Source organism: Halorubrum sp. ASP1, assembly GCF_005435135.1.
In the GTDB taxonomy this organism is placed as follows: Archaea; Halobacteriota; Halobacteria; order Halobacteriales; family Haloferacaceae; genus Halorubrum; species Halorubrum tropicale.
This window is the reverse complement of record NZ_SGUA01000001.1, coordinates 1-15224: the sequence shown is the minus strand read 5'-3', so window position 1 is coordinate 15224 and position 15224 is coordinate 1. Positions and strand designations below refer to the sequence as shown.

Here is a 15224-nt window from a genome sequence, read left to right as displayed (position 1 = left end):
CCCCTACCAGCCCCGGTCGAGGTCCTCGACGAGCGCGCCGAGGATCTCCCGGGTCGTCGCGGCGACGATGGGTTCGAGCGCGTCCGGGTCGCTGTTCGTCGGGTCGCCGAGCCCGCCCAGCTCCGTCACCTCGTCGAAGTACTCGTAGCTCCGAGTGCTGGGCAGCTCCGCGGCCTCCTGCGGCTCTTTCTTTGCGGTCCGCACGAGGTCCGGGCGGTACAGCTCGACGAAGCTCGTCTCGTGGTCGCCGGCGTGGCCCCAGCCCTCGCCGTACGCCTCGGTCAGGTCTTCCTCCGCGAAGTCCGTCCAGTGAACGAAGTGGACCGTCAGGTCGGTGTCGCGGCCGAGCCGGTCGGCGGCGACCGACAGGGGCTCGCGGTTCCCGCCGTGGCAGTTCAGAATTAGCAGCCGGTCGGCGCCGTGTTCGGCCACCGACTCGCCGATCTCACGGACCACGTCGACGTACGTCTCCGTCGAGAGCGTGACCGTCCCGGGGAACCGCATGTGGTGTTCCGACTGCCCGTACGGCAGCGTCGGGAGCCGCAGCAGGTCGAGGTCGAACTCGTCGGCGGCGTCGACCAGCTCGGCCGTGAGGTGGTCCGCGCGGAGCGTATCCGTCGACACCGGGAGGTGCGGGCCGTGCTGCTCGATGCTGCCGGCCGGGAGCACCGCGAAGTCGGCGTCGTCGATCGCGGCGCCGGCGTCCTCCCACGTCATGCCGAACAGGTCGGCGTCCGTCTCGGGCATGCCGGAGGCTCCGGGGTCGAACGACGAAAGCGTCGGGGTAGAGGCGAGAGCGAACCGGTCGTCCGAGCGACTGCCTCAGCCCGAGTAGTAGTACTCGCCGTCGCGCTTCTGCTGGCTGTCGAGCTGCGACCCCGGCTTGTTGATCCGGGGACGGCCGGTGCGCTCGTCGCGCCGGAAGGTGATCTCGAGGTCGGCGAGGAACTCGTTCATCCCGTCGCGCATGTCCTGCGGCGGCGCGGCGCGCCCGCGTTCGGCCGGCTCGCCGTCGAACACCATCAGGCGGTCCGCGAGGAGGTCGATCATGTAGATGTCGTGGTCGATCACCATCACGGTCGCGTCGTGGTTCTCGGCGTACCGGCGGATCGCGGTCGTCGCCCGCACGCGCTGCTCGACGTCGAGGTGGGCGGAGGGCTCGTCGAGCAGGTAGAGGTCGGCGTCGTCGGAGAGGCACGCCGCGATGGCGACGCGCTGGCGCTCCCCGCCGGAGAGGTCCGAGAGGTTCTGCTCCATCACGCGCTCCAACTGGAGCGGCTGGGCGATCTCGGTGTTCCAGTAGGAGGAGCCGAACTCGTCGGTGATAGAGGAGAGGAACGCGTCGACCCGCATGTGCCGGTCGATATCGATGTACTGCGGCTTGTAGGAGATGTCGAGCGCGAAGTCGAGTTCGCCCTCGTCGGGCGCCAAGTCGCCCGTGAACAGCTGCGCGAGCGTGGACTTCCCGATCCCGTTCGGGCCGACGACGCCGAGCACCTCGGAGCGGTTGATCGCGCCGCCCTCGACGCGGAGCTCGAACTCGCCGTCGCCGTACGACTTCCGCAGGTCCGGGTACTCGATCAGCGTCTCGCTCCGGGAGGCGACCCGCGGCGCGTGCTCCTCGAAGGTGATCGCGGAGGGCCGGATCCGCATGTTCTCGTTGTCGAGGTACCCCTTCAGGTACTCGTTGATCCCCTTCCGGACCGACTTCGGGTCGGTGATGACCCCGTACGCGCCCGGCTCACCGTACGCGACGTGGAGCGTGTCGGCGAGCAGGTCGAGGATCGCGAGGTCGTGCTCGACGACGAGCATCGAGCGGTCGGCGGCGGCGTCGTCCGCGAGCTCGCGGATGAGCCGGGCGACGATCATCCGCTGGCCGATGTCGAGGTACGGCGTGATCTCGTCGAGGAAGTAGAAGTCCGCGTCGCGGGCGAGGCAGGCCGCGATGGCGACGCGCTGGAGCTCGCCGCCGGAGATTGAGTCGATGTCCTGGTCCATCACCGGGCGGATGTTGAGGCGGTCGACGAGGTCGTCGAGCGCGCCCCGCTCGTCGGTCCGCTCCAACAGCTCGCGGGTGTTCCCGTCGAACTGGTTGGGGATCTGGTCGACGTACTGCGGCTTGCGCGCGACCGTCACGTCGCCCGCCTTCAGCGATTCGAGGTAGTTCTGGAGGCCGGTGCCGCGGAAGCGGTCGAGGACGCGCTCCCAGTCGCCGTCGGCGGCGTGGTCGCCGAGGTTCGGGACCATCTCGCCGGCGAGCGCGTGGACCGCGGTCGACTTCCCGATCCCGTTCGGCCCGAGGATGCCGGTGACGCTGCCGGGCTCCGGCGTCGGGAGGCCGTACAGCGAGAAGGCGTTGTCCCCGTAGCGGTGGACCGGGTCGTCGTCGAGCTCGGAGGGGAGGTTGATGATCTCGATGGCGTCGAACGGGCACGACTGGACGCAGATACCGCAGGTCTCGCCCAGACAGATCTCCTCGGAGATGTGGATCTGGTCCGGGTCGCCCTCCTCGGCGTCCGGGCCGCGCTCCGTGATACACTCCTTGCCCGTCCGGTTTGGCGGGCAGTCCTTCATACACTCGTAGTTGCAGCGGTCGGGCTGGCACCGATCGAGATCCACGACCGCGATACTGTCGTCGGCCATCTCAGATCCCCAGGTCGACGGCCGAGGTCAGCAAGACGGTGTAGCTGATGAACCAGAGGGTGAACGTGAGAAACGCCACGTAGAGGTTGTCTTTGATCCCGAGGTCGCCGACGCCGACCGCCTTGAATATCGGGTACTGGGCGATGACGAACGCGCCGAGCACGAATACCGCGGTGGTGCTCGCGGCGGACGCCGGGTCGGTGCCGACGTAGACGGCCGAGACGACGCCGGCCGCGATCCCGGCGAGACTGCAGATGGTCGTGACGACCACGCCGCGCGCGTGGTCGGACAGGCCCGAATCGTCGCTCATGGCTTCGGATCCGCGAGCGCCCGTGAAAAGCCGTTCGTTCCCGCCGTCGCTCGCGACCGGGACGGGCCGCCCTCGGGACGCGACGCTCGGGCACCGCCGCGCGTCGCCGCGGCCGAGGCGCGCGCGAGCCGAATCGCTGACTGACTGGTCAGTCCAGCGGGAAATTAGCGGCTTATTTTGCTGGTTTGTGACGCGAGATGCGGCCGATTTCGCCGGTAAACGGCGCTGAGACGGGGTTGCTCCATCAACATTTATGAACGTGTGCGGTTTCGAATCGTAACGATGGAAGGAACTCAAACGGAGGGGCTCGACGACCTCCCACCGAGCGCCAAACTCGTCTTCAAGGTGCTCGAGTACAACGGACCGCTGACCCAGAAGGGGATCGTCCAAGAGTCGATGCTGTCGGCCCGCACCGTCCGGTACGCGCTCGAACGGCTCGAAGGGATCGGCGTCGTCGACGAGGACGTCTACTTCGCGGACGCCAGACAGAACCTCTACAAGCTCACGGAGCCGGCCCAGGAGTTCACCGCCGACGAGGGCGAGGCCTCCTGTACCGCCGACTGACCCGCGGCGGTCGACTCCCCGTCCCGTCCGTATTCTCACCCTCTCTCGGCGACGCCGAGCGACGCGTCCCGCGCGCCACGGACCGCCCCGCACGGCGTCCCCGCTACTCCGGCGGCTCCGCCCCGCCCTCGCGCGCGCCGCGGACCGCCGCCGCGACCGTGAGGACGACCGCCACCGCCAGCGCCGACGTCGCCGCCAGCACGAACGCGAGCAGGAGGAACCAGACGTCGGGCCCGAACAGCGGGTACTCGCGCGTGTCGATCACCGGCCCGAGCAGTTCGAGCGTCCGGACGAGGTACAGCGAGAGCGCGAGCAGCGCGCCGGCGGCCGCCCCGATCCGGACGTTGCGATAGAACGACAGCGACTCCAACAGGACCAGCATCGGGGGCTTCGAACTGTCCTCGCTCACGGGGGGACGTACGGCCGGCCGCCGCAAAGAGCCATCGGAACGCGGCGCCCGGTGCGGCGATCTGTCACGATCGAATCGGACGGAAGAGAGCCTGACAGCGTTAGTGACAGCCGTCAAGTGGGTCGGTGATGAAGGACCGCGCATGCCCAGAGTCGTGCTGTCGGCGTTCCCGATGATAGACCCGGAGACGTACCGCGAGGTACTCGCCGACGCGGTCGACGAGCCGGTCGATGTCGAGGTCGCGGAACTGAGGTCGACCGAGCGGCTGATCGACGCGGCGGCCGACGCCGACGCGGTCGTTACCGACATCAACACCCCCGTCACCGAGGCGGCGCTCGACGCCACGGACCCGCGGGTCGTCGTCCGCTCGGCCGTCGGCGTCGACAACGTCGACGTGGCGGCGGCCGCGGAGCGCGGGGTGACCGTCACCCGGGTGCCGGACTACTGTACCGACGAGGTGGCGACCCACTCCGTCTCGCTGCTCCTCGCCTGCCTGCGCTCGCTCAAGCCGTACGACGACGCGGTCGCGGAGGGCGGGTGGAGCTGGGAGGCGGGCGTCCCGACCCGGCGGGTGAGCGCGTCGACGATCGGCCTGCTCTCGTTCGGTCCGATCGCCCGCCGGGCGGCCGAACAGCTCTCCGGGTTCGGCGCCGACCTGATCGCGCACGACCCGTTCGTCGACGCCGAGGAGATGGCCGACCACGGCGTCGAGAAGGTCGAGTTCGAGGCGCTGTTCGACCGCGCCGACCACGTCGGCGTCTACGCCCCCCTGACCGACGCGACGCGGGGGATCGTCGACGCGGACGCGCTGGAGCGCCTGAGCGAGGACTCGGTGGTCGTCAACGTGAGCCGCGGCCCGGTCGTCGACGCCGACGCCCTCCTCGACGCGCTGGAGCGGGACGGAATAAAGGCCGCCGGCCTCGACGTACTCGCCGAGGAGCCGCCGGAGGACGACCCGCTCGTCGGCCGTGACGACACGGTGGTCACGCCGCACGCGGCGTGGTACAGCGAGGAGGCGAAAGACGACCTGAACCGGAGCGGCGCCGCCGACGTGGCGGCGGTCCTCAACGGCGAGACGCCGGACGGTCGGGTCGACCCCGAGGCGGACTGGCTGTAGCGCCGCGGGAGTCCGGGGAGACGCGCCGGCCTACAGGCGGTCGAGGGCGTCGAAGTCGTCGTCATCGTCGAGCGGGTCGTCGTCCGACCCGTTCGACTCCCCCGGGGCGTCGTCCGCGGCGTCGGAGACGAGCGAGTCGCCGTCGTCGCCGCCCGGGTAGCTCGCGTCGAGCCCCGCCGCCAGCCCGGCCCCGAGGTCGTAGGTGTCCCGGACCGTCTGCGCGAGGACGCCGTCGCGGTCGAAGACGACGTAGACGGCGACGAACTCGTGGGCCGCGGGGCGCAACACGAACACCTCCCGCGGACCGTCGTCGTCGCGCGACTCGTTCACGCGCGCGACGAGCGGTTCGATCGGGAGCCGGCCCGTGCGGACCTCGTCGAAGGTGTCGCTGCCGGGCGCGTCCGCGAAGAGGTATAACGCGCCGTTGGGGTCGCCGTCGTTCGACCGGGTGGTGATCGAGCCGACGGGTTCCCCCTCGGCGCGGATCTGCCGCCAGGTCTCGACGGCCGCCTCGAACATTCCCTCGACGTCGTCGGCGAAGCGGAAGCGGGTCTCGCGGACGACCCCGACGTCGCGGAAGCGCGCGGAGCCGTCGGTCCACGCCAGCGTCGCGTCGACGACGAAGCCGGGCCGGAGCGCGTCGACGGCCTCGCCGAGGTCGCCCTCATATCCCTCCGCGGTGGCGTAGAGGGGGTCGTAACGGTCTTCGGCGTCGGGGGCCGTCGGGTCGACCGGCTCGTCGGCGAACTCGACGAGGACGAACTCCTCGGCGTCGGCCGCGCCGGGGTCGCCCCCGTCCGACTCGTCGGCGATGTCCGGCCGCCGGCGCCGGTCGTGGACGCGGAACCGGCCGCTCGTCGTCGGGTCCATACCGAGCGGTGGGGCGGCGGGCGGAAAAGCCGGTCGGAAGCGGCGCGGCCCGCTCGTCCGCGGCCGATCCCGCCCGCGGATCCGTGTCGTTATGGGGCCGCCGGCCCAAGGAACCGGTAAATGGGGATCCTCGAGGACAAGTCGAACGCCCGGCTCTTCTACAAGTACCTCTCGAAGGTGTACGACCGGATTAACAGCTTCAACTGGAACGAGGAGATGCGCGCGGAGGCGCTCTCGTGGCTGGAGTTCGGCGACGACCCGACGGTGCTCGACGTGGGGTGCGGGACCGGCTTCGGCACGGAGGGACTGCTCGAACACGCCGACGACGTCCACGGGCTCGACCAGAGCATCCACCAGATGGAGAAGGCGTTCGAGAAGTTCGGGAAGCGCGACCGAGTGAACTTCTACCGCGGCGACGCCGAGCGGCTCCCGTTCCGCGACGACGCGTTCGACGTGGTCTGGTCGTCCGGCTCCATCGAGTACTGGCCGAACCCCGTCGACGGGCTGCGCGAGCTCCGGCGCGTCGCGAAGCCCGGCGGGCAGGTGCTCGTCGTCGGCCCCGACTACCCGCACAACCCGATCCTCCAGCGGGTGGCCGACGCGATCATGCTGTTCTACGACGCCGACGAGGCCGACCGGATGTTCGAGGCGGCCGGCTACGAGGAGTTCGAACACCACATCCAGCAGGCGACGCCGCAGAGCCCCCGCGCCATCACGACCGTCGCCCGCGTCCCCGACGACGGCGAATCGGGCGACGAGTCGGCCGCGGCCGCTCCCGACGCGGACCCCTCGGCGCCCGGCGCCGAGTAGCGGTCGGATCCCTCGGCGCTCGACGCCGAACCGGGACGCCGGTGCGAAGGCGTCCGAGACGCGCGTTCTACCCCGGCTCGACGACCGTCTCCAGCGTCGCGACCGGGCGGCCGGCGGCCGTGATCTCGACGGTGACTCGTCGGCCCGGTTCGAGCGTCGGGTCGTTGGTGTCAGCGACGCGGAACGCCGCCGTCTCGCCGACGCGCAGCGTGTCGTCGCCCGCGGAGTTGAACGGGCCGGTCGGACCGGGGTGGAAGCCGGCGGCCGAAAAGAACGGGAGCGGCGGCTGCTCGTCGAGCGGTTCGCCGTCGACGCTGACGCGGACCCGGACGGCCGCGACGTCGATCGGGTCGCCGCCGCGGTGGTCGATCGCGACCCGATCGTCGGTCGCCGACAGCGACAACACCGCCGACGGCGGCACCGTCGCGCTCGGCCCGCCGAGCGCGGCGGCCGCGACGCCGCCGGCCAGCACGACCGTGATCGCGATGAGCAGCACGCCCGCGACGGGCGCCATCCCTCGGGCGCGGCGAGCAACTGGTGACACGGGGGCGGTGGGGCGGTTTCGGGTAAAAGCGTCGGCCCCGGGCGGTCACTCGTCGCCGACCGGCCGCGGCGTCGGGAGGGGTTCGATGCCGTCGAGGACGACGACGCGGGGCTCGTCGACGACCGTGATGCGGTACGGCTCGGCGGGCGAGAGCGTCCGGACGACGCCGTTCTCGTCGGTCGCGCCGATCGCCCGGCTGTCGCCGCCGCCGACGGACTTGGTGACGGTGACGCCGGAGACCGGTTCGCCGGTCTCGTCGTCGAGGACGGTCACGGTCACCGGCCCGCCGGGGTAGGTCCGTTCGACGGTGACGTTGAACCCGTCGCCGGCGGCCGCGACCGGCTCGGTGTCGGGGAACGCGGCCAGGTCGACGCGCTGGTGCTCGACGAACACCCGCTCGGTGCCGCCGCTGACGAACGTCCGGAGGACGCCGAACTCGTGCGGGATGGTGATCCGCTGGACCGCGCCCGCGCCGAACGCGTCGGGCTCGCGCAGCGCGGCCGTCTCGGGGTAGGCCGCCTCGGTGATCGCTATCGCCGCGTCGTTCGAGATGTCGCCGCCGCCGCGGTCCCAGCGGTCGGTCCGGAAGACCTCGCGGACGTACTCGCCGTCGACGACGGTCGCGAGCACGACGGCGTCCTCGCTCGACGCGACGTAGATGTCGTTCGGCGAGGACTGACCGCGAGCGGTCGCGAGCGCGTGGTCCCGGACCGGCCCCTCGTACACCTGGAGCGCCACCTGAAGCTCGTCGAGCCGACCGGGCGAGCTGAACCCGTCCGTCGACTCGGCGAGCGCGTCGATGGCCTCGAGCCGCTCGTCGTACTCGCGGGCGGTCGCCGCCACCCGGACGAGCTCGTCGACCAGCTCGCGGTCGCTCATCTCGCCGGCGGCGTGCGCGCTGAAGGCGTCCGCCTGGCGGCTGGACAGCGCCACCTCCGCGCGCTCGACGCGGTTGATCTCGACGAGGATCTGCTGTTGGCGCTCGACGCCGGCCTCGGCGCCCTCGATCCGGTCGACGACGGCCGCGGTCTCGACGGCCGCGTCGGCGTCGGCGGTCGCGAACCCGAGCGCCGAGCCGAGGTCGGGGCCGCGTACGTACGTGCCGACCCGCGTCTCCGCGCCGGGCGGCGTCGAGAGCGTGCGGAGCGTCAGGTTCGTCGTTTCGAGCTGCGGCATCGGCTGGCCGGGGGCGGCCGTCGGGTCCGCTGACGATGTCGAACTACCGGGCGACGCCGGAGCGGCGGGGAGGTCCGGCGCGGCGGGCGGGGGCGAATCGGCGGACTCCACCGAGTCGACGGACGGGGAGACGGCGCCCGGCGCGGTGACGCCGGCGACCGGGGCCACGACCAACAGGAACGCGACCGCGGCGATCGGGAGGGCTCTCATCGCCCGACGGTTCGGCCCGGGACACAAAAAGTCCACCCACTGCGGCCGGCCGCCCGCGCCGACCGACCCGCGTCGCCGTCGAGCGGCGCGCGAGCGGCGACTCGGCCGGGCGTCCTGTCAAAAAACAGCGTATGGAAAGCGTTTTGCCCGGCGCGCGAGTGGCCCGTGACGTATGCGGAACCCCGCTCTTCGCGCGCTCTTGCTCGCCGTCGTCGCGCTCGCGCTGGTCGCGAGCGCCGGCGTCGCGGCCGACGGCGCGGTCACGGCCCCCTCCCCCCTCGACGCTGCCGAGAACCCGACCCGCGCGTCGGCCGCCGCCGACGGTTCAGGCGTCGCCGGTGCCGTCGGCGACCGCTCGACCGCCGTCCGCCAGCAGACCGACGACGGCATCACGTCGCCGTCGACGACGCGGATCCGGATCGGTCTGAACCCCGACCGCAGCGCCGACTGGACCGTCGCGGTCCGGTACTCGCTGGCGGACGCGAACGAGACGGCGGCGTTCAGGACCGCCGGCGACCGCTTCGAGGACGGCGAGGTCGGCCCCGACGCCGCCCTGTTCGAGGGGTTCCGCCGCGAGGCGAGCCGCAACGTCGACCGCTCGATGGCGATCGAGGACGTCGGGCGCGAGGTCGAGGTGTACGAGGACCCGAGCGAGTACGAGGTCGCGACGGAGGACGCGGTCGCGGTCGGCGAACTGCGGCTCACGTTCACCTGGACGGCGTTCCTCGAACGGGACGGCGAGAGCCTCGTCCTCGGCGACGCGCTGACGACGCCGGACAACGAGACGTGGCTCCGCAGCCTGGAGGCGGGCCAGACGCTGGAGGTGGCGACGCCCGAGGGGTACACCGTCACCGGAACGCCGAGCAGCGCCGTGACCCAGCTCTCGGACGGCGACGTGATCATCGAGGGGCCACAGACGTTCGAGGAGGGCGAGCCCGTGGCGATCGTGTACGGCCCCGCCGGAGCGGGCGCCCCGTGGACGATGCTGATGGCCGCGATCGTGCTCGCCGCGGCCCTCGTCGCCGGGAGCGTCGTCGGGTACCGCCGGATCAACCCCGGGAGAGACGGGCCGGGCGAGTCGGCGGCGAACGGCGGCGAGGACGTGGCGACCGGCGGCGGGCCGGGTCCGGGCGGCGTCGGGAGCGCCGGTCGGGAACCGGAGGCGGACGACGACGGCGCCGACGCGGGCGACGAGGGGGACGACGGCGACGACGGGGAGGACCTCTCGCTGCTCTCGGACGAGGAGCGCGTCGAGCGCCTCCTCGACGCCAACGGCGGCCGGATGCGGCAGGCCGACATCGTCGCCGAGACCGGGTGGTCGGACGCGAAGGTGTCGCAGCTGCTCTCGGCGATGGCCGACGAGGGCCGCGTCGAGAAGCTCCGCCTCGGCCGCGAGAACCTCATCTCGCTGCCCGACGACGAGGACGGCGGAGGGGCCGACGGCGACCGCGCCGACGAGTAGCCCGCCGATCGCGGCAGTGGTGGCGGGCAGCGGGGCGGTCGCCGCGGCGTCGGCCGTCGCCCAGAGTCGGACGAACCGAGGAAAACCGCTGGTCCGCCGTCGCTCGTTCCGAAAACCATTACAGGACGAGCGACTGAGTAACGATCATGAAGGTTCTGGTGACCGTCAAGGAGGTCGCGGAGGCCGACGACGACTTCGCGATCGAGGGGACCGATATCGCCGAGTCCGACCTCGAGTACGACCTGAACGAGTGGGACGACTACGCCGTCGAGGCCGCCGTCCAGCTCGCCGAGGCCGGGATCGCGGACGAGGTCGTGACCGTCACCGTCGGCCCGGAGCGCGCCGAGGAGACGATCCGGATGGCGCTCGCGAAGGGCGCCGACCGCGCGGTCCGCGTCTGGGACGACGCGCTCGCCGGCGGGTTTGCCGACGTGGCCTCGAAGGTCGACCTGTTCGAGGCGATCGTCGAGGAGGAGGAGCCGGACCTGATCCTCGGCGGCGTCCAGGCCGCTGACACCGGCTTCGGCGCGACCGGCGTCGCGCTCGCGGAGCGGATCGGCTTCGAGCACGCCGCGGTCGTCAACCACCTCGACGTCGACGCCGACGCGGGCGTGGCGCACGTCCACCGGGAGCTCGAGGGCGGCGTCGAGGAGCTGACCGACGTGGACCTCCCGGCGGTGCTGACGGTCCAGACCGGGCTCAACGAGCCGCGGTACGCGAGCCTCCGCGGGATCCGACAGGCCCAGCGCAAAGAGATCGCCGCGACGGACCTGTCCGACCTCGGACTGAGCGCCGAGGACGTGGAGAGCGCGCTGACGGTCACCGAGATGTACGAGCCGGAGAGCGAGTCCGACGCGGAGATCATCGAGGGCGACGCCGGCGAGTCCGCGGGTCGCCTTGCCGAGGTCCTGCGGGACAAGGGGGTGGGCGCGTGATGAGCGTGCTCGTCGCCGCCGAACACCGCCGCGGCGCGCTCCGGGACGTGACCTACGAGGCGATCACGGCCGGGCGGGAGCTCGCCGACGCGCGCGACGCCGACCTCCACGTGGCCGTCATCGGCGGCGACGTCGACGGCTTCGCGGAGGACCTCAACCGCGAGGGCGTCGACGCGATCCACGCCGTCGACGACGGCGAGGAGTTCGACCACAACGCCTACCAGGCGGCCGTCTCGACGCTCGCGGACCGGCTCGACGCCGGCGCGGTGGTGCTGCCGAACTCCGTCAACGGCCTCGACTACGCGCCGGCGCTCGCGGAGGCCCTCGGCGTCCCCGTCGTGACCGACGCCGTCGGGATCGACTACGACGGCGGGCTCACCGTCACCCGCGAGATGTACGGCTCGAAGGTGGAGACGACCGTCGACGTGGCCGGCGACCGCTTCGTCATCACGGTCCGCGGCGGCGAGTGGCCGCCGGCGGAGGGGGTCGGCGACGCGACCGTCGAGGCGGCCGACGTCGACATCCCCGAGTCGGGCGCCCGCGTCACGGGCTTCGAGGAGGTCGGCGGCGGCGACGTCGACATCGCGGACGCCGACGTGCTCGTCTCGGTCGGCCGCGGCATCGAGGAGGAGGAGAACCTCGAACTCGTCGAGGAGCTCGCCGACGCGCTCGGCGCGACCCTCTCGGCCTCGCGGCCGATCGTCGACAACGGCTGGCTGCCGAAGAACCGGCAGGTCGGCCAGTCGGGGAAGGTCGTCACGCCGGACGTGTACATCGCGGTCGGCATCTCCGGCGCGGTTCAACACGTCGCCGGCATGAAGGGCTCGGACACGATCGTCGCCATCAACACCGACCCGAACGCGCCGATCTTCGACATCGCCGACTACGGGATCGTCGGCGACCTCTTCGACGTGGTGCCCGAGCTGGTCGACGAGTTCGCGTAGTCGGCGCCGACCCCCTCGCAGCAACGTTCTTTGGCTCCGACCGAGTACCGGGCGGTCAGACGGCTCGGCCGTCCGTCAGTCATGACTCCGATCCGCGCCGCCGTCCCGACGACCGAGGAGGCGAGAGCGCTGCTCGTCGGGCTCCGCCGAGCGGTCGACGGCGAGCGGGACGCGATCGCCGCGGACCTAGCGGACGACGAGCCGGACGCGGCGCTGCTCGACCTCGTCGCGGCGCCGTTCGCGTCCGTCGCCGACGTCGACGAGCGGCTGGCGAAGACCGAGTCGTACCTCCGGGAGCGGGGCGACCGCCGCGCGGTGTTCCTCACGGTGTACAGCCGGATGACGGCGACCGTGCGGACCGCCATCGACGACGGCGCCTTCGTCGATCCGGAGTGGACCGCGGCGTACCTCGTCGCCTTCGCGGAGCGCTACCGCCGGGCGCTGGTCGCGTTCGAGCGGCGGGCGTTCGGCTCGCTCCCGCGGCCGTGGCTGCTCGCCTTCGCCGCCGCGGCCCGCGGGGAGACGCTCGTCGCGCAGGACGCCCTGCTCGGCATCAACGCGCACATCGCCTACGACCTCACGTACGCCCTCGGCGACGTGGGGATCGACCCCGACCGCGGCGCCAAGCTCGAGGACCACGACCGCATCAACGCGGTGTTGGCCCGGCTCGTTCAGACCGCCCAGGACGCCCTCGTCGATGCGTACGGGGCGCTCGGAATTGCCGGGATCGACGCGGCGTTCGACCCCCTCGACGACCGGCTGGCGCTGCTCGGACTGACGGCGACCCGCGAGTTCGCGTGGCGGAACGCCGTGTTACGCGCGGACCTCCCGGCGCGGCTCGCCGAGCGGTACGTCGACTGGCGGACGGAGACCGTCGCGACGGGCGCCGCGGCGGTCGTGCTCGCGCCCGAGTTCGACGCCGAGGCGGGCAGGCGACTGCGGGACGCGGAGACCGAGGGCGACGCCGCGGGCGCGTTCCGCGAGGCGTTCGGACGGCTGACGTAGGGGACGAGGACGGGCATCGGACGAGGGGCCGGGGACGCGCGTCGGCGCGGCCGGCTCTCGGTTCGTTTATGACCCCGCCGGCCCTCGAATCCGGTAATGAGCGAGGCCGACGAGCAGGCGGCTGCGACCGCGACTGGGCGAGAGATCTGGATCGAGAAGTACCGGCCGCAGTCGCTCGACGACATCCACGGCCAAGAGGAGATCGTCGAGCGCCTCCAGAGCTACATCGCGCAGGACGACGTCCCCCACCTGCTCTTTTCGGGGCCTGCGGGCGTCGGGAAGACCACCGCCGCCACCGCCATCGCCCGCGAGATATACGGCGAGGACAACTGGCGCGGCAACTTCCTGGAGCTGAACGCCTCCGACCAGCGCGGGATCGACGTCGTCCGCGACCGGATCAAGGGGTTCGCGCGCTCGTCGTTCGGCGGCGACTTCCGGATCGTGTTCCTCGACGAGGCGGACAGCCTCACCGACGACGCCCAGTCGGCGCTGCGCCGGACGATGGAGCAGTTCTCCGACAACACCCGCTTCATCCTCTCGTGTAACTACTCGTCGAAGATCATCGACCCGATCCAGTCGCGCTGCGCCGTCTTCCGGTTCTCGCCGCTCTCCGACGAGGCGGTCGGCGGGATGGTCCGCGAGATCGCGGCCGCCGAGGACATCGAGGTGACCGACGCGGGCGTCGACGCCCTCGTGTACGCGGCCGACGGCGACATGCGCCGCGCGATCAACTCGCTCCAGGCGGCGGCGACGACCGGCGACGTGGTCGACGAGGAGGCGGTGTACGCGATCACGGCGACCGCCCGGCCGGAGGAGATCGAGTCGATGGTGACCGACGCGCTGGAGGGCGACTTCGCGCGGGCGCGGTCGACGCTCGACACGCTGCTCACGGAGACGGGGATGGCCGGCGGCGACGTGATCGACCAGCTCCACCGCTCCGTCTGGGAGTTCGACCTGAGCGAGCGCGAGGCGGTGCGGCTGATGGAGCGCGTCGGCGAGGCCGACTACCGGATCGCGGAGGGCGCCAACGAGCAGGTCCAACTGGAGTCGCTGCTCGCGGCGCTCTCGTTGGACGAGTAGGCTGTTTTCGGACCTCTGCTCGTCTTTTTATAACTCGTTGACCGCGGATCTGTGGTGAACACCGTCGAAACCCCAGCCGCTCGGCTGTACGCAAGTGGCCACAGATCGACGGGTAACATCGCCAAAGCCCCAGCCGGGAGGCGGGCGCACGCTCGCTGCGGTCCTCACTCGGTCGCTCACCGCGTTCGCTCCCTCGCTGCGGTCCTTACGTCGCCTGCGCCCGCCTCCCGGCTGCCCCTTTGATTCCCGCCCCGCACCGCTCAACACGGCACCTCACGCCTCCCCAACCTCGCGGTTCGCGCTCTCCGAGCGCTCACCGCTCCCTCGCACGCGCCGTCTCGCGCCCGCCGGGCGCTCACGGGCGCGCGCCACGGCAGCAGGCGCGCTTTTTAAAACACGCCGGCGCGGAGAGTCGGTTATGCTCGTCGTCGTCTCCGACACGCACGCACGCGAGGAGTCGAGGCTTCAGGGGCGGACCGCCGAGGCGGTCCGCGAGGCCGAGCTGGTGGTCCACGCGGGCGACTTCTACCGCGAACCGGTGTTGGACGCCTTCCGGTCGGCCGCCGCGAGCCTCCGCGCCGTCTACGGCAACAACGACGACGCCGCGATCCGCGACCGCGTGCCCGAGGTGCGGACCGTCGAGTACGCCGGGGTCCGGTTCGCGGTTACCCACCGGCACCGCAGCGGCGACACGGGGCTCGTCATGCTCGGTCGCGGCCGCGACGCGGACGCCGTGATCTGCGGCCACAGCCACCGGCCGCGGTTCGACGACTCGGGCGGGCTGCCGATACTGAACCCTGGGAGCCACGCGCAGCCGCGCGGGAACCGCCCGGCGCACGCAGAGCTGACTCCGACCGAGAGCGAGAGCGGGAGCGGACTTGACGGACGGCTGGTGACCCCGGACGGCGAGGTCTTCGAGACGTTCCGCATCGAGGGCGGGAGCGCGGAGTAACGGATCGAGAGCGCAGGGTAACGGAGCGGGGCGCGAGAAGCGGGCGCGAGGCCGTCGTGCGCGGCGGCGGGGACCGATCGCGACGTCCCGCGTGCGGCCGGACCGGCCGACGGTCGCGTGCACGGTGGCGGACCCGAGTCGGTGCGGGTGGGAACGCCGGCGGGCGGACCGCACCCGGGGGAGGGGTTCTGGG

Annotated in this window: 16 protein-coding genes; 9 read left to right on the top strand and 7 right to left on the bottom strand. The window is 71.9% G+C overall.

Annotated features, from left to right (window positions below; genetic code table 11):
• Positions 1 to 3: 3 nt before the first annotated feature.
• The 3 genes from EXE48_RS00080 to EXE48_RS00070 all read right to left on the bottom strand — a co-directional run bounded on the left by EXE48_RS00080 (position 4) and on the right by EXE48_RS00070 (position 2953).
• Positions 4 to 747, bottom strand: coding sequence for a creatininase family protein (locus tag EXE48_RS00080; protein ID WP_053771823.1), 744 nt, complete (start codon positions 745 to 747; stop codon positions 4 to 6).
• A 75-nt stretch (positions 748 to 822) separates the two neighbouring features.
• Complete coding sequence (locus EXE48_RS00075) at positions 823 to 2643, bottom strand: ribosome biogenesis/translation initiation ATPase RLI (RefSeq protein WP_053771824.1); 1821 nt, start codon at positions 2641 to 2643, stop codon at positions 823 to 825.
• Between the two features lies 1 nt (position 2644).
• Positions 2645 to 2953, bottom strand: coding sequence for an EMC6-like membrane protein (locus tag EXE48_RS00070; protein WP_137710530.1), 309 nt, complete (start codon positions 2951 to 2953; stop codon positions 2645 to 2647).
• Between the two features lie 282 nt (positions 2954 to 3235).
• On the opposite strand from EXE48_RS00070, the gene EXE48_RS00065 reads away from it, so the two are divergent.
• Positions 3236 to 3517, top strand: coding sequence for a MarR family transcriptional regulator (locus tag EXE48_RS00065; RefSeq protein WP_008443026.1), 282 nt, complete (start codon positions 3236 to 3238; stop codon positions 3515 to 3517).
• A gap of 103 nt (positions 3518 to 3620) precedes the next feature.
• Here EXE48_RS00065 and EXE48_RS00060 read toward each other — a convergent pair whose 3' ends face one another.
• Positions 3621 to 3926 carry a DUF7536 family protein gene (locus tag EXE48_RS00060; RefSeq protein ID WP_443984485.1) on the bottom strand — a complete coding sequence of 102 codons (306 nt, stop codon included), beginning with the start codon at positions 3924 to 3926 and terminating at the stop codon, positions 3621 to 3623.
• A 142-nt stretch (positions 3927 to 4068) separates the two neighbouring features.
• On the opposite strand from EXE48_RS00060, the gene EXE48_RS00055 reads away from it, so the two are divergent.
• A complete protein-coding gene (locus EXE48_RS00055) occupies positions 4069 to 5043 on the top strand; it encodes a C-terminal binding protein (protein WP_137710529.1) in 975 nt (324 codons plus the stop codon).
• Between the two features lie 30 nt (positions 5044 to 5073).
• On the opposite strand, the gene EXE48_RS00050 is transcribed toward EXE48_RS00055, so the two are convergent.
• Positions 5074 to 5913, bottom strand: coding sequence for a DUF6663 family protein (locus tag EXE48_RS00050; protein ID WP_053771827.1), 840 nt, complete (start codon positions 5911 to 5913; stop codon positions 5074 to 5076).
• 120 nt (positions 5914 to 6033) lie between these two features.
• Between EXE48_RS00050 and EXE48_RS00045 the strand changes: the two genes are divergently transcribed.
• On the top strand, positions 6034 to 6723 hold the full coding sequence (locus tag EXE48_RS00045; protein ID WP_137705603.1) for a methyltransferase domain-containing protein: 690 nt from the start codon (positions 6034 to 6036) through the stop codon (positions 6721 to 6723).
• A 67-nt stretch (positions 6724 to 6790) separates the two neighbouring features.
• Here the strand turns inward: EXE48_RS00045 and EXE48_RS00040 are convergent, their stop codons facing one another.
• Positions 6791 to 7237: a type IV pilin domain-containing protein gene (locus tag EXE48_RS00040; RefSeq protein ID WP_053771829.1), complete on the bottom strand. Its 447-nt coding sequence runs from the start codon at positions 7235 to 7237 to the stop codon at positions 6791 to 6793.
• 75 nt (positions 7238 to 7312) lie between these two features.
• Positions 7313 to 8653 (bottom strand): DUF7094 domain-containing protein, encoded by a 1341-nt coding sequence (locus EXE48_RS00035; protein ID WP_137710528.1) that lies wholly within the window; start codon positions 8651 to 8653, stop codon positions 7313 to 7315.
• 172 nt (positions 8654 to 8825) lie between these two features.
• On the opposite strand from EXE48_RS00035, the gene EXE48_RS00030 reads away from it, so the two are divergent.
• From EXE48_RS00030 to EXE48_RS00005, 6 genes are all read left to right on the top strand, one after another.
• A complete protein-coding gene (locus EXE48_RS00030; RefSeq protein ID WP_137710527.1) occupies positions 8826 to 10115 on the top strand; it encodes a helix-turn-helix transcriptional regulator in 1290 nt (429 codons plus the stop codon).
• Positions 10116 to 10261: 146 nt separating this feature from the next.
• Positions 10262 to 11050, top strand: coding sequence for an electron transfer flavoprotein subunit beta/FixA family protein (locus EXE48_RS00025; protein ID WP_137710526.1), 789 nt, complete (start codon positions 10262 to 10264; stop codon positions 11048 to 11050).
• Positions 11050 to 11994 carry an electron transfer flavoprotein subunit alpha/FixB family protein gene (locus EXE48_RS00020; RefSeq protein ID WP_199236328.1) on the top strand — a complete coding sequence of 315 codons (945 nt, stop codon included), beginning with the start codon at positions 11050 to 11052 and terminating at the stop codon, positions 11992 to 11994. The genes EXE48_RS00025 and EXE48_RS00020 overlap by 1 nt, the downstream gene beginning before the upstream one ends.
• A gap of 81 nt (positions 11995 to 12075) precedes the next feature.
• Positions 12076 to 12999, top strand: coding sequence for a DUF5995 family protein (locus EXE48_RS00015; protein ID WP_137710524.1), 924 nt, complete (start codon positions 12076 to 12078; stop codon positions 12997 to 12999).
• Positions 13000 to 13095: 96 nt separating this feature from the next.
• Complete coding sequence (locus EXE48_RS00010) at positions 13096 to 14079, top strand: replication factor C small subunit (protein WP_053771835.1); 984 nt, start codon at positions 13096 to 13098, stop codon at positions 14077 to 14079.
• A gap of 418 nt (positions 14080 to 14497) precedes the next feature.
• Positions 14498 to 15031: a metallophosphoesterase gene (locus EXE48_RS00005; RefSeq protein ID WP_137707786.1), complete on the top strand. Its 534-nt coding sequence runs from the start codon at positions 14498 to 14500 to the stop codon at positions 15029 to 15031.
• Positions 15032 to 15224: the final 193 nt, after the last annotated feature.